Annotated in this window: 12 protein-coding genes and 2 tRNA genes; 2 read left to right on the top strand and 12 right to left on the bottom strand. The window is 64.9% G+C overall.

The genetic code is table 11. The features are described 5' to 3' along the window. Window positions 1-52 precede the first annotated feature (52 nt). Both FSY59_RS11545 and FSY59_RS11540 read right to left on the bottom strand, forming a co-directional pair. Window positions 53-568, bottom strand: a complete 516-nt coding sequence (locus FSY59_RS11545) for a copper chaperone PCu(A)C (RefSeq protein ID WP_148728981.1) — start codon at window positions 566-568, stop codon at window positions 53-55. Between the two features lie 140 nt (window positions 569-708). Further along, window positions 709-1,110, bottom strand: a complete 402-nt coding sequence (locus FSY59_RS11540; protein WP_255439341.1) for a hypothetical protein — start codon at window positions 1,108-1,110, stop codon at window positions 709-711. 115 nt (window positions 1,111-1,225) lie between these two features. Between FSY59_RS11540 and FSY59_RS11535 the strand changes: the two genes are divergently transcribed. Together FSY59_RS11535 and FSY59_RS11530 are read left to right on the top strand one after the other, a co-directional pair. Then, window positions 1,226-1,885, top strand: coding sequence for a glutathione S-transferase (locus FSY59_RS11535; protein ID WP_043007889.1), 660 nt, complete (start codon window positions 1,226-1,228; stop codon window positions 1,883-1,885). Window positions 1,886-1,942: 57 nt separating this feature from the next. Further along, window positions 1,943-2,356, top strand: coding sequence for a VOC family protein (locus FSY59_RS11530; RefSeq protein WP_034352961.1), 414 nt, complete (start codon window positions 1,943-1,945; stop codon window positions 2,354-2,356). A 295-nt stretch (window positions 2,357-2,651) separates the two neighbouring features. Here the strand turns inward: FSY59_RS11530 and recD are convergent, their stop codons facing one another. The 10 genes from recD to rpoC all read right to left on the bottom strand — a co-directional run bounded on the left by recD (window position 2,652) and on the right by rpoC (window position 22,243). Continuing rightward, window positions 2,652-4,742 carry an exodeoxyribonuclease V subunit alpha gene (gene recD, locus FSY59_RS11525; protein ID WP_148728980.1) on the bottom strand — a complete coding sequence of 697 codons (2,091 nt, stop codon included), beginning with the start codon at window positions 4,740-4,742 and terminating at the stop codon, window positions 2,652-2,654. Then, window positions 4,739-8,551: an exodeoxyribonuclease V subunit beta gene (gene recB / locus FSY59_RS11520; protein ID WP_148728979.1), complete on the bottom strand. Its 3,813-nt coding sequence runs from the start codon at window positions 8,549-8,551 to the stop codon at window positions 4,739-4,741. Before recB ends, recD begins: the two co-directional genes overlap by 4 nt. After that, entirely contained in the window at window positions 8,548-12,135 is a 3,588-nt protein-coding gene (gene recC / locus FSY59_RS11515) for an exodeoxyribonuclease V subunit gamma (RefSeq protein ID WP_148728978.1), read from the bottom strand. The genes recB and recC overlap by 4 nt, the downstream gene beginning before the upstream one ends. A gap of 240 nt (window positions 12,136-12,375) precedes the next feature. Beyond that, window positions 12,376-12,451 (bottom strand) — tRNA-Phe (locus FSY59_RS11510). 177 nt (window positions 12,452-12,628) lie between these two features. After that, window positions 12,629-12,704 (bottom strand) — tRNA-Phe (locus FSY59_RS11505). Between the two features lie 83 nt (window positions 12,705-12,787). Then, complete coding sequence (locus FSY59_RS11500; protein ID WP_003059323.1) at window positions 12,788-13,453, bottom strand: response regulator; 666 nt, start codon at window positions 13,451-13,453, stop codon at window positions 12,788-12,790. 39 nt (window positions 13,454-13,492) lie between these two features. Beyond that, complete coding sequence (locus FSY59_RS11495; protein ID WP_019043329.1) at window positions 13,493-15,814, bottom strand: ATP-binding protein; 2,322 nt, start codon at window positions 15,812-15,814, stop codon at window positions 13,493-13,495. Then, on the bottom strand, window positions 15,814-16,383 hold the full coding sequence (locus FSY59_RS11490; RefSeq protein WP_003059325.1) for a DUF4390 domain-containing protein: 570 nt from the start codon (window positions 16,381-16,383) through the stop codon (window positions 15,814-15,816). The genes FSY59_RS11495 and FSY59_RS11490 overlap by 1 nt, the downstream gene beginning before the upstream one ends. 43 nt (window positions 16,384-16,426) lie before the next feature. Further along, window positions 16,427-17,812 carry a 16S rRNA (cytosine(967)-C(5))-methyltransferase RsmB gene (rsmB, locus tag FSY59_RS11485; protein ID WP_003059326.1) on the bottom strand — a complete coding sequence of 462 codons (1,386 nt, stop codon included), beginning with the start codon at window positions 17,810-17,812 and terminating at the stop codon, window positions 16,427-16,429. 207 nt (window positions 17,813-18,019) lie between these two features. Next, the gene (gene rpoC / locus FSY59_RS11480; RefSeq protein ID WP_003065685.1) at window positions 18,020-22,243 is read right to left on the bottom strand and encodes a DNA-directed RNA polymerase subunit beta'; all 4,224 of its coding nucleotides are present in this window, start codon (window positions 22,241-22,243) and stop codon (window positions 18,020-18,022) included. Between the last annotated feature and the right edge of the window lie 51 nt (window positions 22,244-22,294).

The raw sequence follows: 22,294 nt of genomic DNA, 5'->3' as shown, positions 1-22,294 counted from the left end.
TTGTGATGTTTGCTGCAAACAAGGGAGCAGGCAGCAACCCTGGCTCAGGGCCTCAATGCTGATGCCCGCCCTGGCCCATGTGCTGGTGCCCGGCACCGGCAGCCGCTGGGGCCGTCGCGCGCACCGGCAGCTGCAGGCTCAGGCGCGAGAGGGCGCCCTTGGCATCCTTGAACACCAGGGTCACGGGCACCTGGCTGTCCTTGACCAGCGGGGCCTTGAGCTGCTGCAGCATCAGGTGATAGCCGCCGGGCTTGAGATCCACCGCCACGCCCTGGGGCAGCTCCAGGGCCTCGATGGCGCGCATGCGCATCACATCGCCCTGCATCTTCATCTCGTGCACCTCGGCCACGGCAGCGGCCGGGGTTTCCACGCCCACGAGCTTGAGCGGCTCCTGGGCCGTCAGGCGCATGAAGGCCCCCGAGGCCTGCTGACCCGCCACGCTGGCGCGGGCCCAGGCGTTCTCGACCTTGACATGGGCGGCATCGGCATGGGCCCAGGCGCCCCCCGAAACCAGCAACGAAGCGACCAGCGAACCCAGGGCCATCAGGGTAAAACGACGCGTATTCATGAAACCATCTCCATTCAAATTCAGTCTGGACTTACGCAAACAAGGGTGCATCAGGATGCATCTCCTTGAAACCAAGCCCTTGCCTGGGCCTGATTTGTGCAAGTCGTGTCAATCTCAAATCGAACTGAAGCGCTTGACCATCAAGCGCCTTCAGCTATGTTTTTCAGGGTTTCAAAGGGCGGCGCACGTACGGGCGGCAGGGTGGAGACAAAAGCTCTGTGTGCGACTTCGGCCCAGGGCCGGGCATCGAGAACGGCGCGGTGACTGCCCGGGCCTGGCTGCTGCGCGGGCGGCGGCGCCAGCATCGGCAGGCACAGCGCGCAATCGAGTCCATGCGGGGTGGCCGCATCGTCGCTGGCGGGGCTGGGCACCCAGTGGGTGCTGCCGCTGGCCGTGCACACCGCCTCCCAGCCGGCAGGCGGCGTGGCGCGCGCCCAGGGCGTGAGTATGCTGACCAGCAAAATGCAAAACCACGCACCCAGCGCCCAGCGCGCCACAAGGGCTGCCGGTTGGTGCCGAGGAGGGTGCGCGCGCCAATGCATGAGGCGATTGTAGGAGCCGGACCGCTATCCGGTTGGCGACGCAGGGCTTGCACCACTTGCCTCTACGATGGCTGGCCACGGATACCTATTCACAACCACCGATCAGGAGACAAGCATGCTGACTTTGTGCGGATTTTCGGCCAGCAACTACTACAACAAGGTCAAGCTGGCCTTGATGGAAAAGCAGATTCCCTTCGCCGAGGAGCTGGCCTGGCTGGGCAGCACCAATCCCGAGGAATCGCCGCTGGGCAAGGTGCCGTATCTGCGCACCCAGCATGGCGCCATCAGCGAGTCCGACGCCATCATCGAATATGTGGAAGCGCTGTCCAGCAAGGTGCCGCTGCTGCCCGCAGACCCCTTTGCTGCCGCCAAGGTGCGTGAGCTTTGCGTCTATCTGAACCTGCACCTGGAGCTGGTGGCGCGCAACCTCTATCCCCAGGCCTTCTTCGGCGGCAAGATCAGCGACTCCACGCGCGACAAGACCCTGGAGCAGCTGAAAAAGAACATTGCGGCCTTTGCCAAGCTGGCCCGCTTCGACACCCCGTTCATCGCGGGCGACAGCTTCACGCTGGCCGACTGCAGCGCCATCGTGCATCTGCCCCTGGTCAGCAGCGCCAGCAAGATCCTGGGCGGCAGCGATCTGCTGGCCGAGCTGCCGGTGCGCGACTATCTGGCGCGCATGAGCGAGCGTCCCACGGTGCAGAAGGTCAACGCCGATCGCAAGAGCAATACCGAAGAGCTGATGGCACGCATGCAGGCCAAGGCTGCGCGCTGATGCGGCAGGGCCTGGTCTAGCCTGTCCGGGCCCGCTGATGCTACGCTTGAGACCATCATGCAAAGCGCTTTTCATCTCGCCTATCACGTGACCGATCTCGACCAGGCCCGCCGTTTCTACGGCGGCGTGCTGGGCTGCCGCGAGGGTCGCAGCACCGACACCTGGGTCGATTTCGACTTTTTCGGCCACCAGATCTCCCTGCACCTGGGCCAACCCTTTGCCGTGAGCAATACCGGCAAGGTCGGCAACCATATGGTGCCCATGCCCCACCTGGGCGTGATCCTGCTCAAGCCCGACTGGCTGGCCCTGGCCGAACGTCTCAAAGCCGCTGGCACGGCCTTCATTCTGGAGCCGCAGGTGCGCTTCGAAGGCGAGCCCGGAGAGCAGTGGACGATGTTCTTCACCGACCCTTGTGGCAACCCGATCGAGGTCAAGGGATTTGCCAACTGGGAAGCGGTTTACGAACACTGATCTCCACTGAGCCGCTTCGCATCTTCTGCTGAAGAGGGACTGCGGGGTGGCCCTGGCTGGCCGTCTCGCGCCTGGACTGCGCCAGTGTCACAGGCTCATCACTTCGAGCCGGGCCAGATGGGTTACCTGTATCGCAGGACTCACGCAAAACGGGTTCAGGCAGCATGACTGCCTCAGCAGGCAGGCCGTTGTTGCATTCTTGTTTGCGCAAGTCCCATAAAGGCTGATCGAGATCAGCCTCCAGCTCCTACCTGGATTGCGCCAGCAGCGATCAAAACAGGACCTCACCCATAGGCTACCGAGCACTCTCCATGAATCCCAGCAAACCGCTGCTGCGCTGCGTGGGACTGCCCATCGCCGACACCAGCAGGCCGGGCACTTCGGCCCACAGCGAAAACGCCTTGCGCGCCCGCGTGATGCCGGTATAGACCAGCTCGCGGCTGAGCACGTTACCGCCCTGCGCGGCCAGCACCAGCGCCGTGTGCTCGAACTCCGACCCCTGGCTCTTGTGCACCGTCATGGCAAATGCGGTCTCCACATGGGCCAGGCGCGCCGTGCTGACATGGTGCAGATGCTCGCCCTGCATGAAGTACACGCGCAGCCGCGCCGGGTCGGCAAAGCTGGGCAGGGCCATGCCGATGTCGCCGTTGAACACGCCCAGTTGCGCATCGTTGCGGGTGACCATCACCGGACGGCCCAAATACCACTCGCCCTCCTTGCGTATGGCGCCCATGGCCTGCAGGGCCTGCTCCACCGCGCGGTTCAGGCCCGCCACGCCCCAGTTGCCGTCGCGCACGGCGCACAGCAGGCGGTAGCGGTCGAAGGCGGCCAGCACGGCCCTCACCCATTGCTGGTGCTCGGCCTCGGTGGCAAAGCCGCGCCCCTTGCCCTGTCCATGTTGAGCCAGCACCTCGGCATAGGCGGCATAGCTGGCCATGCCGCCGCGGCCTTGCACGGCGCTGCGCACCACTGACTCGACGTCACCGCCTTCACGTGCCCAGAGTTCGGCATGCAGGCCAGCCTGGGTTTGCGTGCGCAGCAGCGCCATCGCAGCCGGTGCATCGCCGGCATTCACGGCCTGTGCAAGTTGACCGATCGGGCCGCCAAAGCGGCGGCTCTCGCGCAGCATGACGGTATGCTGGGCCAGCGGCAAGGCCCTGGCTGGCGCCAGGTACTGCGCTGGCAGGAGCTGGCCCGTCACGCGCCCGGCATAGGCCGCGGTGTCCGGTGCGTAATTGCCCCGCTGCGCGTCGCGGCACAGATCGCCCAGCACGGCACCGGCCTCCACCGAGGCGAGCTGATCCTTGTCGCCCAGCAGAATCAGGCGCGCCGTGGGCGGCAGGGCCTGCAGCAGCGCGGCCATCATCTCGAGGTGGATCATGGAGGCCTCATCGACGATGAGCACGTCGACATCCAGCGGATTGCCCGCATGGTGGGCAAAGCGCCGCGTATCGGGCCTGGCGCCCAGCAGCGAATGCAGGGTGCGTGCCGCCCCCATGCGCTTGACCAGCGCTTCCAGATCCAGTTCACGGCCCACGGCCTCCTTGAGCTCCAGCAGCGAGCTGTCGATGGACTGCTTGAGCCGCGCCGCCGCCTTGCCGGTTGGCGCAGCCAGCGCGACGCGCAGCTGGGCGGCATCCGGCGCCGTGGCAAACAGCAGCGCCAGCAGGCGGGCGGCCGTATAGGTCTTGCCCGTGCCCGGCCCGCCGGTGATGACGGACATGCGCCCGCGCAGCGCCAGCGCGCAAGCCAGTTTCTGCCAGTCCGGCGCCGTCGCGGCATCGGCCGAGGCCGTGAAAAGCCGCGCCAGCCAGTCGCGGACCTTGGGCTCGTCAAGCGCCACCGCATCGGCCGCCGTGCGCTGGGCAATATGGGCGGCGACACTGCGCTCGTAGTCCCAGTAGCGGCGCAGATACAGCAAGGGCGCAGCGCCGTCCAGCAGCACCAGCGGCTGGCCTCGGTCAGCCGCTACCACGCCCGGCTGCACGACACGCACCACGGGGCTGCGACGCAGGGCCTGCAGCCAGTCAGCCAGCCGGCCGGGCAATTGCTCCCATAGCGATTGCTGCAGTCGCTCGGCCTCCTTGGGCCAGGCGAGAATCTGATGGGGATCGCCAGCCAGCGCCTGCAGGGGTAGACAGCTGTGACCGCGCCCTTCCATCTGCGCCAGCACGGCAGTGGCCACCAGCAGCGCGGGCCCGGCCTCGGCGTCCTGCGCGGCCACAAAAGCCGCCAGCGCGCTGTCCAGGCGGCGCAGCAGGCCGGCATCGGCCAGGCGCTCCAGAGCGGCCAGCCAGTCCGTGGTGCCCGGCGCAATCGTGTCCCCATCCGCGAGGGCTGCAAACAGGTCCAGCGTCTGCAGATCGGCTTTGCGGCGGCCCTTCATGGCTGCTCCTCCTTCGATGCTTGCTCACAGTCGCCAAGCAGCGCCTCTAGCCCGTGCAGCAGCGCCAGTGGCGGCTTCAGGACATGCATGCCGGCAGCCTCGCCATCGAGACCGCGCAGGAAGAAATAGAGCGCGCCGCCCAGTTGTTCCCGGGGGTCGTAGGCCGCGCCCAGCCGGCTTTGCAGCAGACGGTGCAGAGCCAGCAAATACAGCGCCGCCTGCACGTCATAGCGGTGCTCGAGCATGGCCTGCTCCAGCGCCCCGGGGCCATAGGCCGCAGCGTCCTGGCCCAGATGATTGGTCTTGTAGTCCAGCACCCAGTAACGGCCGGCATGGTGAAACACCAGGTCGGCAAAGCCCATCAGCATGCCGTGCAGCTCGCGCTCTGGCAGCGCCGGGCGCGGCTGACCGGGCAGGATATGCCGGCGGCACAGCGCATCGATGTGCGGTGCCGACAGGCGCCGCGCCGGCAGCCAGAACTCCATCTCGGGCAACAGCGCATCACCTTCGCCCAGCTGGGCCAGCGAGACACCGAGCGGCGCCAGCGGCTGATGCACCACGGCGCGCAGCCACTGCAGCACATCGGCGGCCTGCTCCTTGCGGCCCGCGCGCTCGCAGCGGCGCAGCAGACGGGCCGCCAGCGGCTCGCTGTTGTCGGGATCATCCTGAGCCTGCAGCGCAAAGTCCTCTGCGGCCAGCCATTCCAGCTGGTCGTGCAAGAAATTGCCCACCACCGGGCCGCGCATGAAGCGGTGCCAGACCGCAGCATCGCTGCGCGCGCCTGCGGCGAATCTGCTCAAGGTGGGCAGGGCGGTCATGACGTCGTTGATGACGCCCAGGTCCAGCGCAGCTTCGCCGGCCTCCTGGGCCTGCAGCGCACGCTCGTCCTCGGCAGGGCTTTGTGCCGCCACCGGCAGGACCGGCAGGCTGGGTGCGGCCATGGCGCGGGTCAGCGACGAAAAACTGCCAATGCCCCAGCGGCGGTCGAACTGCGCCTCGTACACCGGCGCGGCGGCCAGGGCTGGCAATGCCTGAGCGGCCACATAGCGCGAGGCCACGGGTAGCTCGGCCGGCAGATCCACCACGGCGATCTCCGTGCAACGCTCGCTCAGGGCCTCGATGCTGGCGCGCCAGCCCGCTGCTGACTGCGAAACAGCTCCGGCCAGCAGATAGCCCGCCGCCCCCTGTTCGTTCGCACAGTTTTTGCTGCTGCCGCGCTTCATGGGGGCCAGCCCCATCCACAGCGCATGGCGCGGACGGGTCAGCGCCACATAGAGCAGGCGCAGATCCTCGCGCAGGCGCTCCTTGTCGGCCTGCGCCAGCTGCGCATCGTCGTAGTCCAGAACCAGCTCGCGTGCGGGTGCGCCATCGATCTGCACCGGCAGCGAAAGATAGGCCGCCTTGCCATCCACAGGCCGGAAGCTGCCGCCAAACGGCAGGCAGACCAGCGGATACTCCAGCCCCTTGCTCTTGTGCACGGTGACGACCTTGACCAGATCGGCGTCCGATTCCAGCCGCACGATCTGCGCATCGCCGGCCGCGCCCGGGCTCTCGATCTGGGTGGCCAGCCAGCGGATCAACGCCTGCTCGCCCTCCAGCTGGGCGCTCGCGCCCTGCAGCAGCTCTGCCAGGTGCAGATAATTGGTCAGACGGCGCTCGCCGCCCATGTCCTGCAGCCAGCGCGCCGGCAATTCAAAGCGGTACAGCGTCTGGCGCAGCATGGCCAGCACGCCCAGGCGCAGCCAGAGACTGTGCAGCTCCTTGAGCAGCTCGCTGCGCGCATCGAAGGCCTCGTCATCGCTGGCCAGCCAGGCCAGCTCGTCAAACGACAGACCCATCATGGGCGTGGCCAGACCGGCGCGCACGGCAAGTGCGTCCAGGGGGGCTGCCACGGCACGCAGCCACAGCAGCAGATCCTGCGCCTCGCCGCTGGCGAAGACCGAGTCCTGATCGGAGAGATAGACCGAGGCCACATTGCGCCGCGCCAGCGCGCGGCGCACGGCAGTAGCTTCCTTGCCCGTGCGCACCAGCACTGCGACATCGGCCGGGCTCAGGCGCTGCAGCGGCTGACCGTCCTCGGCAAAGCCCGTGGCACCGTCCATCAGCCACTGCACGATCTGGCTGGCACAGAACTCCGCCCCACGGCGGCGGATGTCGTCATTGCTCAGCGGCTCATCGCTGCTGCCATCCCAGGCAATGGTCAGCGCTGCCATGCGCTGGCTGCCCTGCATCAACCGCTCCTTGCGGCCATTTGACTTGACGCTCTCGAACGGCAGCGGATTGCTCTGTCCGGCGCGGAACAGGAACGCGCCCTCGCCTTCGCGCACTTCAGCCTGCACAAACCATTGGTTGACCGCATCGACCAGCGCCTGCGTGGAGCGGAAGTTGGTGTCCAGCACATAGTGGCGGCCCTCGGTCGCCTGCCTGGCCTGCAGATAGCTGTAGATGTCCGCACCACGAAAGCCGTAGATGGACTGCTTGGGGTCGCCGATCAGCAGCAGTGCGCTGTCCGTGCTGTTGTCTGCCGTGCGGTAGATCTGGTCGAACAGCCGGTATTGCAGCGGCGAGGTGTCCTGGAACTCGTCAATCAGCGCCACCGGGTACTGGGCCAGAATGCCGGCCTGCAGCGCGGGGCCGTTATCGCCGGCCAAGGCGGTATCCAGGCGCTGCAACATATCGGCAAAGCCAAAGGTGCCGGCCTGGCGCTTGAGCCACAGCAGGCGCTGCTGGACATGGACTGCAGCATGCAGGCGCAGCGCCACCTTGATCGACGGCAGCCCGGTCAACGCTTTCAGCAATTGCTCCAGCTCGGAAAATTCGGTGGGCAGCAGCAAGTCCATGGTCGAGCCCTTAAAGGCCTCGGCCATCCCCTCTGGGCACAGGCGCTTGCGGGCGGAATCGCTGAGCTCCAGAGGCTGGTTCAGCGGGTCTTGCGCCCAAGCGGTCAGCGCCGCAAACCAGCCTGTGTAGTAGCGAGCCTGCAGCTTTCGCTTGTCCCACAGCGCGGCGCGGCCGTCTAGTTCACCCTCAATCCAGCGCAACATGCGCTCGGCCTTGGCTTCCCAGCCATCGGCCAGCGCTTGCAGTCGCTGCGCACGCTCTGCATGCGTCTGCGTAATGCATTCGCCCAACGACCCGACACCTGCCACAGCGGGCACGTTTTCGCGCAGCAGCGCTTGCATGTCTTTGACCAGCACATGCACATCGGGCCAGACCTGCAGCGCCGTCTCCAGCACCTCGCCCGACAGCGGGTAGCACTGCTGGCGCCAGTAATCCTGTGCAGCCTCGGTCTGACGCTGGCTTTCATCGGCCTCCAGCGTTTCATCAAACAGGTTGCCACTGTCGAACGCATGCTCGCGCAGCATGCGCTGGCACCAGCCATCTATGGTGTGGATAGCAGCATCGTCCATGCACTGCGCAGCCATGTCCAGCCGCCAGGCCGCAGTGTCGCGCTCTGTGCCTTCGGCATAGGCATCGCGCAGATCGCGCAAGAAGCTGTCGTGCGCCGCCGGTTCAGCCTCGCCGCGAAAGCATTGCACGGCCTCGATCAGGCGGTCACGAATGCGATCCGACAGCTCGCGTGTGGCGGCCCGCGTGAAGGTCATGACCAGAATATCGGGCGGCATCAATGCCCGGGCAAAGCCGTTCTCGGCGCCGTGGCCCAGTACCAGCCGCAGATAGAGTGCTGCAATGGTCCAGGTCTTGCCTGTGCCCGCACTGGCTTCGATCAGGCGCGAACCCCAGAGCGGGAATTGCAGGGGCTTCAGCGCCTGGCTGCCGGGCTTCATCGGGTTGGCGGGCGCGCTCATGCCGGCTCTCCTGGTTGTTCGTCCTGGTCTGCACGCTGCATCAGGGGCAGGCCCTCGATCTGCACCTGCGCGGCCAGCCAGTCATGCAACGGGCCATAGACCTGTTTGGCCAGGGCATGAAAGCGCAGATCAGCCGTCAGCGCCTCCCAGTCTGGGTAGCAGCGCGCCCAGCTGGGGTCTTCGCATTCGCCGCCCAGCATGTAGCCGCCCTCGTAGGCCTGTGCGGCGGCGCTCAGATCGTCCAGGCCGGCTGCGATGGCGGCCTTGAGAGGCAGCGGCAAGGGCTCGTTCTGGCCCGCCAGCCACAGCTGCATCAAGGCTTGCAAGCGCTGCGTGGCCGCCTCAGGCTCCAGCGGCTGCACCCAGACCAGGGTGTCGCGTGCGATCACCCCCATCAGCGTGTCGGTGCCCGTGCTTGAAAGCGCCAGACTGCGCACATAAATGGGCAGCAGCTTATGGGCCTGCAGCTCGCCTTTTTTGTTCAGCAGCGTGCGCGGCTCCAGCGCGAACCAGCAGCGGCTGTAGCCCGCATCCGAGGACGGCTCTTCGCGCTCCCGCAAGCCATCCATCCAGTCGTCCAGCGTGACCGCGCCGGAGTGCAGCAACAGCCGCTCGCGCGGCGCCGCATGGGGCCACTGCCGCATCTGCTGCTGCCAGGCCAGCAGCGACGGCGTGGCCTGGGCCTGCAAGGCCTCGGCCTCGCGCCTGCCGAGACCTGCCAGCGGCAGCACGCCGGCACGCCCCAGACGCTGCACCTGGCGCTGCACCTGCAGGCCCACGTCCAGCGCCGCATCGTGCGCCAGCTGCGTGCGCACGCCCTGCTGCAGCTGCTGAATCAGGCCGTAGGCGGTCAGGCCATCGACGCTGAAAAGCTCATCGTCCTCCAGCAGTTCCTCGTCCTGCTCAAAGCGCACCTGCAGGCGGTTGCGCAAAAAGCTGCGTGCGGGATGGCGCAGAAATTCCGTCAGTCGCGCCAGCGTCAGCGGCACCTCGGGGTCGGGCTCGAAGGCGGCCACGACCGGCAGCGCCTGCGCTGCCCGCTGCTCATGCGCGCCATACCATTCGCGCGCGAAGGTCGACAGCCCTGAAGCCTGTTCGAAATAGCGGCGGCTGAAGGGCTGCAAAGGATGCTGGCGGGTACGCTGGGCCAGCAGCAGATCTCCGCGCTCGCTGGCGCAAAGGCCTGAGCTGCCCTCGCCCTGCCAGCCTTGGCGCAGATAGTCGCGCAGCTGCGAGACCAGCACCGAGGGGGGCTGTTCGCTGTTGTCGCGCACATGGCGGCCGGCCCAGCTGATATAGAGCTTGCTGCGGGCCGACAGCAAGGCATCCAGCATCAGCTGACGGTCATCGTCGCGGCGCGCGCGATCGCCGGGGCGCTGCTGGCCGGGCAGAGCCATCAGATCGAAGTCCACTCGCGTGGCGCGGCGCGGGTAGTCGCCATCGTTCATGCCCAGCAGACACACCACTTCGAAGGGGATGGCACGCATCGGCATCAGCGTGCAGAAAGTCACGCCGCCGGCGCGAAAGCGCTGATTGAGCGCAGGCTCCGACAGGGCCTGCAGCCAGGCCTCCTGCGCCACCTCCAGCGGAATCAGGGCATCGAAGCCCGCTTGCTCGCAGGCGGCCTGCCAGCCGACCAGGGCCGTGTCGAGTGCGGCGCACAGGGCCTGGTCCTCATCGCCCTGCGCGACAAAGAAGTCGTCCATCAGACTGCGAAAACGCTGGGCCCAGACCTCGGCAGCCGCGGTCGTTGAAGCCGTTTGCCACCACTGCAGCATGCGCCCCAGCAAGCTGGCCAGCGATCCGGCCAGCTCGGCCGCCAGGCCCCCCACTTCGTCATAGGGCTCCATGCCGGCAAAAGCCTGTGCCTCGTCGAAGGTGGCCTCCAGCGCCGGCCCGCTGGCATAGCCCAGCAGCATGCGGCGCAGGCCGAACCAGGCGCTGTTGGGATCACCGCAGGCTGCCAGACCCAACTGGGCGCGCTGCGCATGGTTGAGCCCCCAGCGAATGCCCGCACCGGCCATCCAGTGCGTGAGCTGGGGCAGATCGTCGGCCGCCAGCCCCACGCGCGCCGCCACGGCGGGCACATCGAGCAGATCGCACAACTCGCTCAGGCGGCAGCGCTGCTGCGGCAGCTTGAGCAGCCATTGCAGCGCGGTCACCAGCGGGCTGCTGGCGCGCGCGCCCACGTCGGCGATATCAAACGGAATATGGCGCGCATCGTGGCGGCCGTACTGGCCGAACACGGCGCGGATGGCGGGTGCAGCCTCTTCGATCGACGGCAGCATGACCACCACCTCGCGCGGCGCCAGCGCGGCGCGGCCCGCAGCGGCAGGCTCGGCCAGCCATTGCAGCAACTGGTCGTGCAGCACCTCAAGCTCGCGCACCAGGCCATGGGCCTTGTGAAAGACAATGGACTGGTCGGCCGCCGCGATCTCGACCGCTGGGTGCTCCGACATGGGCACCAGATCGCGAATGCGCTGCTGCACCTGGGTCAGCAGCGGTGCGTCGATCAGCTCACTCGCATCGGCCTCGTCATACACATCCACACGCGGCCAGCCCCATTGAACGGCAGTGTCGCCCGTGGTGTCGAAGGCATCGAGCTGGCGCACATAGTCGCGGCTCTGTCGTCCCCAGGCCGCCAGCAGCGGATGGGCATGGGCGTGCATGGCGGCCAGGGGAATCTGCGCCAGGTCCTTGCCGCCCTTGTCGGCATGGCGGCGGCGCTGCTGGCGCAGCAGCTCGCGCCCGTCGATGGCATCGGCCCAGTGAAAGCGGCAGGGGTTGGGAACGGCAATCAGCACCTGGCTGTGCTGGGCAATGCCGCTCAGAAACTGCATCAGCGACAGAGGCATCTGGCTCATGCCGAACACCACCACGCGGCGCGCCAGCGGCGTGACCGGCGGCTGACCGCTTTGCAGCGCGCCCAGAATCCGTGCCAGCAGGGCCGGGCGGGTGGCGGCACGCTCCTGCTCATCAAGCTCGGCCAGCACCTTGCGCCATAGCTGGGGCTGCCAGAGCTGCCCTTCAGGCACGGGCGCGTCGGGGCGGCCCGCCGTGCGCAGCACATCCTCGCCCTGCTCCCAGGCGGCCAGCCAGTCGGCGCGGTAGATCTGGTACTGGTCGAACAGGTCGGCCAGCTTTTCGGCCAGCTGCAGCAGGCGCTGCGGCTCTGCGGGGCGCAGAAAGCTGGCAATGGGCGCAAACGCTGGCTCGCCCAGACACTGCGGCAGCAGACGCATCAGGCGCCAGATCATGGGCGTCTTGTCCAGCGGCGATTCGCGCGGTACCTCGTGCCTGCCCAGAATCTGCCGGTAGCTGCGCCAGACAAAGCGCGCCGGCAACTCGACCTGTGCTGCGGCGCACACGCCCTGCTGCTCGGCCATGCGCATCTTGAACCACTCGGCCATGCCGTTGCTTTGCACCAGCACGATCTCGGGCTCCAGCGCCTGCAAGGGATGCGCCGCCAGCCAGGCCAGCACGGTGTCGGCCAGCGCCTCGGTCTGGTTGCCGTGGATGGCGATCAGGCCCGGCTGCCAGTTCGCGGCCGGTTGCGACGCCCTTGGTTGCTGCTCTGCTGTCACACGCGCTCCTGTGCCTGTCTGTGCACGATGAAAGCTGCAAGCTTAACGGCAGCATGCAGGCGCTATCAAATGAAAAGCTGGTTGCGCATACCTACAAAGCGAGCTGGAGCTGAAACGCCTTGAAATCGAGCCAAAGCAAGCGCAAGCCGCTCTGCTTTTTTGCTGCCCACAGCCCGTTGCAGACATTCAAGGCGGCAATGAGAAAAGCCCTGGATCATTGCTGATTCAGGGCTTTCAATCTGGTGGCCTGGGACGGAATCGAACCGCCGACACAAGGATTTTCAATCCTCTGCTCTACCGACTGAGCTACCGGGCCTTTGCTGTCCAGCAACTTGAATGTGCTGAAGCAGCAATTATAGGCATATTTTTCCGCATCCCGCCCCGCCTGGGCATTCCAGATCGCAGCACTCGCCGGTCTGCGAATGCCTCCGGACACGGATCAGATCCAGATGCAGAAAAGCCCTGAATCATTAATGATCCAGGGCTTGGAATCTGGTGGCCTGGGACGGAATCGAACCGCCGACACAAGGATTTTCAATCCTCTGCTCTACCGACTGAGCTACCGGGCCTTCATCAACACTCTTCAGTGCCCAAGCCACGATTATAGGCACACTTTTCGAGCCCAAATCGAAAACTGCGATTTTTTTGGAAATTATCCGCGGCGATTGCGTCCGAGATCCACGCCCAGCTGACGCAGCTTGCGGTACAGATGGGTGCGCTCCAGGCCGGTCTTCTCGGCTACGCGCGTCATGGAGCCGCCTTCGCGGGCCAGGTGGAATTCGAAATAGGCTTTTTCAAAGCCGTCGCGCGCCTCGCGCAAGGGGCGGTCGAGATCGAAGCCCTGGTGCGAATTGGGCAGATTGTCTTCTGCCGCCTGCGCCGTGATGCTGACCACGGCCGATGGCGCGGTGCCATTGCTGGCATGCGAGGCGGCTTCCGAGCCCTGGCTGGCCGTGCTGCGCGCCAGCCCCTGCTCCACTGCCTTGAGCAGCTTCTGCATGGTGATGGGCTTTTCGAGGAAGGACAGCGCGCCGATGCGCGTTGCCTCGACGGCCGTCTCGATGGTCGCATGACCGCTCATCATGATGACGGGCATGGTGAGCTGACCGGCCGTGGCCCATTCCTTGAGCAAGGTGACGCCGTCGGTGTCCGGCATCCAGATGTCCAGCAGCACCAGATCGTAGTTGTTGGTGGCCCTGGATACGCGTGCCTGCGTGGCGTTCTCTGCCACGTCCACACTATGACCTTCGTCGTTGAGGATTTCCGACAACAAATCCCGGATCCCCAGTTCGTCGTCGACCACTAGTATGTTTGCCATGTGTCTAAAGCCTGTTGCTATGCCTTGTGCTGAACGGGATCAAGCCGTCCCTGCACGGTCGTTAGGTACAAATGATAGCGACACTCGCGCGCCTTGAACTACCCCGTCTTCCTCTCGATTACCCAGGTCCACTCTTGCGCCATGTTCGTCGGCGATTTTCTTGACCACCGCCAGGCCCAGGCCGGTGCCGCGGGACTTGGTGGTCACATAGGGCTCGAAAGCTCTTTGCAGAATATTGGGAGCAAAACCTGTGCCACTGTCGCTGATGCTCAGGCGCACACGCTGGGCCGTGTCCATCCAGCGGGTTTCGATGGTGACGGAGCCCGGAGTCTGCCCTGTTTCCTGCGCTCTTTGCGCCGTGGAATCTTGCGCATTTTGCAAAAGATTGTGGATGACCTGGCGCAATTGCTGGCTATCGCCCTGGATGGGCGGGCAGGCTTCGTCCAGGGATGCCTCCACGCGCACCGTCGCATTTTCCTCGCCATAGAGCTGCAGCACCTCGGCGATCAGAGCATTCAGATCCAGCGGCTGCAGATTGGCCGCCGGCAAGCGTGCGTACTCGCGGAACTCATCGACCAGGCGTTTCATCGCAGCCACCTGATCGACAATGGTCTTCACCGACTTGGCCAGCAGCGCCTGGTCCACAGGCTGCAGCTTGTCGGTCAGCTTCATGGCCAGACGCTCGGCAGACAGCTGAATCGGCGTCAGCGGATTCTTGATTTCATGCGCCACGCGGCGCGCCACCTCGCCCCAGGCCTGTGCACGCTGGGCCGAGACGATCTCCGAAATATCATCGAACACCAGCAGGCGCTGGTCCTCGGGCAGTTCCGCACCACGCATGACCAGACTGGTGGTGTTGTGCACCACATCACCGTTGCCGTTGCCGGCGTCCAGCTCATAGACCTGCTGCCAGCGGTCCCGCCCCTGCTGGGCCGAAGCATCGCCCAGGAAGATCTCGAACTGCTCCTGCACCACACGGGCAAAGTCCTGCAGGCCCGAGACATCGCGCAGTCGCTTGCCCTGGAATACCGCCATGGGCGCACGCAGAATACGTGTCGCGCCGGGGTTGCTGAGCACGATGCGCCCGGCACGATCGAGCACGATGACGCCCGATGTGAGGTTGTCCAGAATGGTCTGCAGATTGCTGCGCGCTGCATCGAGCTGCAGCAGATTGCGATTGGCATCGGAGCGCGCATCGGCCAGTTGCTGGGTCATGACGGCAAAGGAGCGCGTCAGCCCGCCGATCTCGTCCTTGCTCTGCAACGCGGGCTTGGGGCGCAGATCGCCACGCGCCACATCACGCATGCCCTGGGCCAGCAGCAGCAGCGGCTTGGCCAGCTGGTTGCCCAGCACCACGGCCAGCACCACGGCGCCAAACACGGCCAGAAACAACGCCAGCGTCAATGTGCCGATGTACATGCGCTGCAAACCACCGCGAGCAAGCGCTCGCTCCTGGTACTCGCGATTGGCCTCCTGTACGGCCAGGGCATTGATGACCAGGGCCTGAGGCAAGGGGATCGTGGCCTGCAGATAGCGCGCTTCTTCGAGCAGATTCACGGCCGAGCTGGGTACCAGCGCCAGCGTGCGCACCTTGGCATTGGCGGCGGCCTGCTCGGCAGGCACATCGCCGGCATCATCCAGACCTTCGATGCTGGCCACGGCGCGCTGCCCGCCCTGCTCCCTCAGGCTGCGCAGCAGCTGGGTATTGGGCCGCTCGGGTGCGAGGCTGAACAGAGACTGGCCGGCGCTGGCGATGGCCTTGCCCGAGGCGTTCCAGAGCACCACATCGGTGGCGCCGATCTGATCGCGGATGCGCTCCAGCATCAGCGCGGCCCCGGCATCCGAGGTCTGGGACAGCTGCAGGCCTGCGGTGCGCGTGTTGTTGGCCATGTCGTTGGCCACCGTATCCAGCGTGGCGCTGGCCAGGCTCACGCCGGCGGACAGCGCCCCTTCGACCTTGACGTCGAACCAGCTCTCGATGGAGCGTGAAACGAACTGGTAGGACACCACATAGATCAGCAAGCCCGGCAGCAAGCCCACCAGGGTGAAGATGCCGGCCAGCTTGAGCAGCAGCTTGCTGCCGAAACGCCCGCGCCTGAGCCTCAGCGCCAGGCGCACCCCGCCCCAGAACAGCACCAGCAGCAGCAATCCGGCCACCACCACATTGGCCGCAAACAGCCAGTTGTAGTTGCGCTCGTAGGCCAGCCGGTTGTTGGTGGCCAGGGTCAGCAGGAACAGCAGCAGCACCCCCACCACCACCATCAGCACCACGCCCGTACCGACGGCCCAGCGCGTGGCGCGCGACCAGCGTGCGGCCGAGGAGCCGCCGGCCTCGCCGTCCGGGAGCTTGAAGTCTGCCATCAGGGAGTCGCCTCCAGGGTCTGCGTGCGCGACATCTGCAGATTCCAGCCCGAGCGCCCCAGCGCACCGATCTGCAAAGGCCTGGGCAGGGACGACAGATCCACGCGAAAGCGCAGCTGCACCGAAACGCCCGAGGTGGAGCCGAGCTGGGCGGGCTCCAGAATCTTCCAGCGGTAGATGCGCTGAATGGCCGCGATGGCATCCTCGAGCTGCTCGTAGGTCTGGCCCAGCGCCAGCCCGGTGCCGCTGCCGCCGGTGAAGGCGGAGTTGGAGATATGCAGACGCCAGCGTTTGGTGAGCGGCTGGTGCGTGATGCGGTAATAACGGGTGGCAATACCCAATTGCTGATCGGACCAGTACCAGCGCTCGCGCTGTACCTGGGCTTCGGCAATGAAATACATGGGAATGCCCTGGCGCAGGGCGTCTTCCACCTGACCGGGCAGCTCGAACTGCAGATTGGCCGAGAGAAACACGCCGTCCTCGGTGCGCGTGAGCTGCATGGAGCTGATGTCCGGCGGCACGGTATCGGCCCGGGCCAGCACGAAGACCAGGGATAGCGCCAGCACCATCGAGGCTGCACGGGCCGCACGCCGAAAGGCCCCCGCTACAGCGTTAGCGCAATTTTTCCAGCAGAGCGTAAAAAAAGCCGTCGTGGTCACCCAGGGGATTGTCGGACACGGAATCGTGTTTGGCGGCTTTGCCGGGAATTAAATGGCCCGGAGCAGGCAAGCTGGCCGCCGTAGTGTTGCGTGCAAGAAACGCTTGCATCTGGGCATCGCCCTCGGCCTTGAAGACCGAGCAGGTGCAATAGACCATGCGCCCGCCGGGCTGCAGCAGCGGCCACAAGGTGTCCAGCAGCCTGGACTGTATGTCTGCCAGCTGGGCCACATCGCTTTCACGGCGCAGCCAGCGCACATCGGGCTGGCGACGCACAATGCCCGATGCCGTGCAGGGCGCATCAAGCAAGATGGCATCGAAGGGCTGGGCGCCGCATTGAGATTCGAACCAGTCCTTTGGGGCGGAGGCATCGGCCACCAGCACCTTGGCCTTCAAGCCCAGGCGCGACAGGGTTTCATCGATGCGACGAGCCCGCTCGGGATCGATCTCCAGGGCCGTGACTTCGATGCTGCCGGGCACGGCACGTTCGATCAGATGGGCGGTCTTGCCGCCGGGCGCGGCACAGGCATCCAGCACGCGCAGCGGGCGCCCCTGGGGCTGGGGCAAGCCGGCCAGCAGCAGCGGTGCCGCAGCCTGCGCCGCAGCATCCTGCACCGAGGTCCAGCCCTCGTCGAAATGCGGCAGCTCCTGCACGGGCACGGCCTGCTCCAGCTGCAGACCGCACTCGGCGACGGCCGTCGCCTTCAGGCCCATCGCCTGCAGCGCATCCTGATACTGGGCTGCCGTGCTTTTCTGTGCATTCACGCGCAGCGTCATGGGCGGCTGGGCATTGTTGGCCGCCAGAATGGTCTGCCAGTCCTGGGGATGGTCTTTCTTGAGCCGTGCAATCCACCAGGCAGGGTGATTCCAGACAGCCACGGGATCGTTGTCAGTGGCGCTCACCAGGGCATCGCGCTCGCGCAGAAAGCGGCGCAGGCAGGCATTGATGAAGCCGGACTGCGCGCGTGCCGCACCGTTCTTGGCGGCTTCCACGGCCTGGTTGACCAGGGTGAAGGGCGGGTAAGGGGCTTGCGCCTCATCCCAGGCCAGAGCCAGCGCCGTGCTCAGCAGGGCGCTGACCTTGGGCGCGGGAGCCCGCGACACCAGCTGCCTTTGCAGCGCCTGGGCACGCCCCAGATTGCGCAGCACCTGGAACAGCAAGGCCTGCACTCCCGGACGCAAGCGCTGCGGCACCTGTGCCAGCACAGCCTTGCTGGACTGGCCACCCAGGATGCCGTGCAAGGCCTTGGCCACTGCATCCAGCTGTTGCCACAGGGCAGGAGCATTGGGCACAGCAGCACCAGCCGCGGCGTTCTTGGGTTGGGAAGGCTTGGAAGTCATGAAGAGCAGACCTGAAAAACTTGGGAAACTGAGGCAGACAGGAAGGCGCAGTGGGCATGTTCATCGAAAAAGCGCCATGCCTGATCCGAACTTGCGCAAATCGTGTCTTGATCAATGAAAAACGCTCCCGTCTGCACAAGGCAGAGCGGGAGCGCGGTGCATCAGCAGCGAACCGCAGCCGTTGCCGGCCGCGGCCCAATGCCATGCTTAGTCGGCAGAGGCGTCGCCAGCAGGTGCTTCGACGTCATCAGCCAGCACACCGGCCAGCTCGGCTTCTTCGGCTTCGGCGATGGCACGACGCTCGGCATCGTCCATTTCGTCCTTGGCCTTGCGAGCCTGGTGATAGGCCAGACCGGTACCGGCGGGGATCAGACGACCCACGATCACGTTTTCCTTCAGGCCACGCAGTTCGTCGCGCTTGCCCATGATGGCAGCTTCGGTCAGAACACGGGTGGTTTCCTGGAAGGAAGCCGCAGAGATGAACGAGTCGGTCGACAGCGAAGCCTTGGTGATACCCAGCAGCACGTTGGAGTACGTGGCAGGCAGCTTGCCTTCCTTCTGCATCTGTTCGTTGGTGTTGAGCACCTCGGAACGCTCGACCTGTTCACCCTGGATGTAGGTGGTATCGCCAGAGTTCTCGATGATCACGCGACGCAGCATCTGACGCACGATCACTTCGATGTGCTTGTCGTTGATCTTCACACCCTGCAGGCGGTAAACGTCCTGCACCTCGTCCACGATGTAGCGCGACAGCTCTTCGATACCCAGCAGACGCAGGATGTCTTGAGGATCGGCAGGACCGTCAACGATGGACTCGCCCTTGTTCACCACCTGGCCCTCGTGGACCAGAATGTTGCGCTCCTTGGGCACCAGTTCTTCCCAGACCTTGCCTTCCAGATCGGTGATCTGCAGTCGGATCTTGCCCTTGGTTTCCTTACCGAAGGACACAGTACCGGTCATCTCGGCCAGAGTGCCCTTGTCCTTGGGCGTACGGGCTTCGAACAGTTCGGCCACACGGGGCAGACCGCCGGTAATGTCGCGGGTCTTCTGACCTTCCACAGGGATACGGGCCAGCACTTCGCCGGGGCCCACGTCCTGGCCGTCGCGCACCTGAATCAGGGCGCCGACCTGGAAGCCGATCGTCACGGCATGGTCGGTACCAGGGATCTTGACTTCCTGGTTGTTGGCGTCGATCAGCTTGACCTGGGGACGCACTACCTTGGCGGAGCCACGACGCTTGGGGTCGATCACCACCAGAGTGGACAGACCGGTCACTTCGTCGACCTGCTTGGCCACCGTCAGACCTTCTTCCACATTCTCGAAACGCACTTGACCGGCGTATTCGGTAATGATGGGTCGGGTCAGCGGGTCCCAGTTCGCCAGGATCTTGCCGGCCTTGATGGCTTCATCGGGCTTGATGGTCAGTACGGCGCCATAAGGCACCTTGTGACGCTCGCGCTCACGGCCGTTTTCGCTGATCACGATCTCGCCGGAACGCGAAATCACCACCAGCTCGCCCTTGGTGTTGGACACATAGCGCATCGTGCTGTTGAAGCCGATGACACCATTGGACTTGGCTTCCACGCTCGAAGCGATGGCAGCACGCGAAGCGGCACCACCGATGTGGAAGGTACGCATGGTCAGCTGCGTGCCGGGTTCACCGATGGACTGGGCAGCGATCACACCCACGGCTTCGCCGAGGTTGATCAGGCCGCCACGACCCAGGTCGCGACCGTAGCAGGTGGCGCACAGGCCGAAACGGGTTTCGCAGGTCAGAGCCGTACGCACCTTGATTTCGTCCACGCCCTGAGCTTCCAGCTCTTCGATGGTGTCTTCGTTAAGCAGGGTACCGGCAGGCACCAGCACGGCACGGGTTTCGGGGTGCAGCACTTCTTCGGCGGTCGAGCGGCCCAGCACGCGGTCGCGCAGGGATTCGATCACTTCACCGCCTTCGACGATGGCGCGCATCAGATAGCCGTTGGAGGTACCGCAATCCTGTTCGTTCACGACCAGATCCTGCGTCACGTCCACCAGACGACGAGTCAGGTAACCGGAGTTAGCCGTCTTCAGCGCCGTGTCGGCCAGACCCTTACGAGCACCGTGGGTCGAGATGAAGTACTGCAGCACGTTGAGGCCTTCGCGGAAGTTCGCGGTGATAGGCGTCTCAATGATCGAGCCGTCAGGCTTGGCCATCAGACCACGCATACCGGCCAGCTGACGAATCTGCGCTGCGGAGCCGCGGGCGCCGGAGTCGGCCATCATGTAAATCGCGTTGAACGATTCCTGATCGACTTCGTTGCCGTGACGGTCTGTGGTCTTCTGGACCTTGAGCTGGTCCATCATCACCTTGGACACGTCGTCGCCGGCCTTGCCCCAGATGTCCACCACCTTGTTGTAGCGCTCGCCGGAGGTCACCAGACCCGAGACGTACTGCTGCTCGATCTCCTTCACTTCGGACTCTGCGCGGGCCAGGATGTCGGCCTTTTGCGGAGGCACCAGCATGTCGTCGATGGAGATCGAGATACCAGCGTGCGTGGACAGACGGAAGCCGTTTTGCAGCAGCTTGTCGGCAAACACGACCGTGGCCTTCAGACCGCACTTGCGGAAGGAGGCGTTGATCAGCTTGGAGATTTCCTTCTTCTTCAGCGCCTTGTTCATGTTGCTGAAAGCCAGGCCCTTGGGCAGGATTTCAGACAGCAGGGCACGGCCCACGGTGGTTTCCACGAGCGAGGTCACGGGCTCGAATTCGCCGGTTTCCTTGTTCTTGTTCCACTCGGTCAGGCGCACGCTGATCTTGGCGTGCAGTTCGGTCTCGCCGGCATCCAGAGCGCGTTGCAGCTCCATCAGGTCGGCAAACACCATGCCTTCACCCTTGCCGTTGATCTTTTCACGCGTGGCGTGATACAGACCCAGCACCACGTCCTGGGAAGGAACGATGGAGGGTTCGCCCGAAGCGGGGAACAGCACGTTGTTCGAGGCCAGCATCAGCACGCGGGCTTCCATCTGCGCTTCGACAGACAGGGGCACGTGAACAGCCATCTGGTCACCGTCGAAGTCGGCGTTGAAGGCCGCGCAGACCAGCGGGTGCAGTTGCAGGGCCTTGCCTTCGATCAGGATGGGCTCGAACGCCTGGATACCCAGACGGTGCAGCGTAGGCGCACGGTTGAGCATGATGGGGTGTTCCTTGATGACTTCTTCAAGGATGTCCCACACCACGGGCGTACCGGCTTCCACTTCCTTCTTGGCCGCCTTGATGGTCGTGGCGATGCCGCGCTGCTCGAGCTGCGCGAAGATGAAGGGCTTGAACAGCTCCAGCGCCATCAGCTTGGGCAGACCGCACTGGTGCAGCTTGAGGTAAGGACCCACGGTAATCACGGAACGACCGGAGTAGTCCACGCGCTTGCCCAGCAAGTTCTGACGGAAACGACCGCTCTTGCCCTTGATCATGTCGGCCAGAGACTTCAGGGCACGCTTGTTGGCGCCCGTCATGGCCTTGCCGCGACGACCGTTGTCCAGCAGCGAGTCCACCGCTTCCTGCAGCATGCGCTTTTCGTTGCGCGCGATGATTTCAGGAGCCTTGAGCTCGAGCAGACGACGCAGACGCGAGTTGCGGTTGATGACGCGGCGGTACAGGTCGTTCAGGTCGGAAGTGGCGAAACGGCCACCGTCCAGAGGCACCAGAGGACGCAGATCGGGAGGCAGCACGGGCAGCACTTCCATCACCATCCACTCGGGCTTGATGCCGGACTTCTTGAACGCTTCCAGCAGCTTCAGGCGCTTGGCGTTCTTCTTGACCTTGACTTCGGAGCCGGTCAGATCGTTGCGCAGGCGCTCGATCTCGACGTCGATGTCGATGCCTTCGAGCAGGTCCTTGATGCCTTCAGCGCCCATCTTGGCGGTGAACTCATCGTAGCCGTACTCGAGTTGCTTGGCGTCGTAGTCGTCCTCGGTCATGATGCTGAACTTCTTCAGCGGAGTCATGCCGGGGTCGGTCACCACATAGGCTTCGAAGTACAGCACGCGCTCGATGTCGCGCAGCGTCATGTCCAGCACCAGGCCCAGGCGCGAAGGCAGGGACTTCAGGAACCAGATATGGGCGCAGGGCGCGGCCAGGTCGATGTGACCCATGCGTTCGCGACGCACCTTGGTCTGTGTGACTTCAACGCCGCACTTCTCGCAGATCACACCGCGGTGCTTGAGGCGCTTGTACTTGCCGCACAGGCATTCGTAGTCCTTGATCGGGCCAAAGATCTTGGCGCAGAACAGACCATCACGCTCGGGCTTGAAAGTACGGTAGTTGATCGTTTCAGGCTTCTTCACTTCACCGAAAGACCAGGAACGGATCTTCTCGGGCGAGGCCAGGCCGATCTTGATGGCATCGAAATGCTCATCAGGCGTAAATTGCTTGAACAGGTCGAGTAGCGATTTCATGTAACTCTTTCCTTTTCGTCAAAAATCATTGCAGCCACCGCTGGATTTGCC

Source organism: Comamonas sp. Z3 (assembly GCF_008121565.1).
Lineage (GTDB): Bacteria > Pseudomonadota > Gammaproteobacteria > Burkholderiales > Burkholderiaceae_C > Comamonas > Comamonas brasiliensis.
This window is presented reverse-complemented; position numbering and strand designations above follow the sequence as displayed.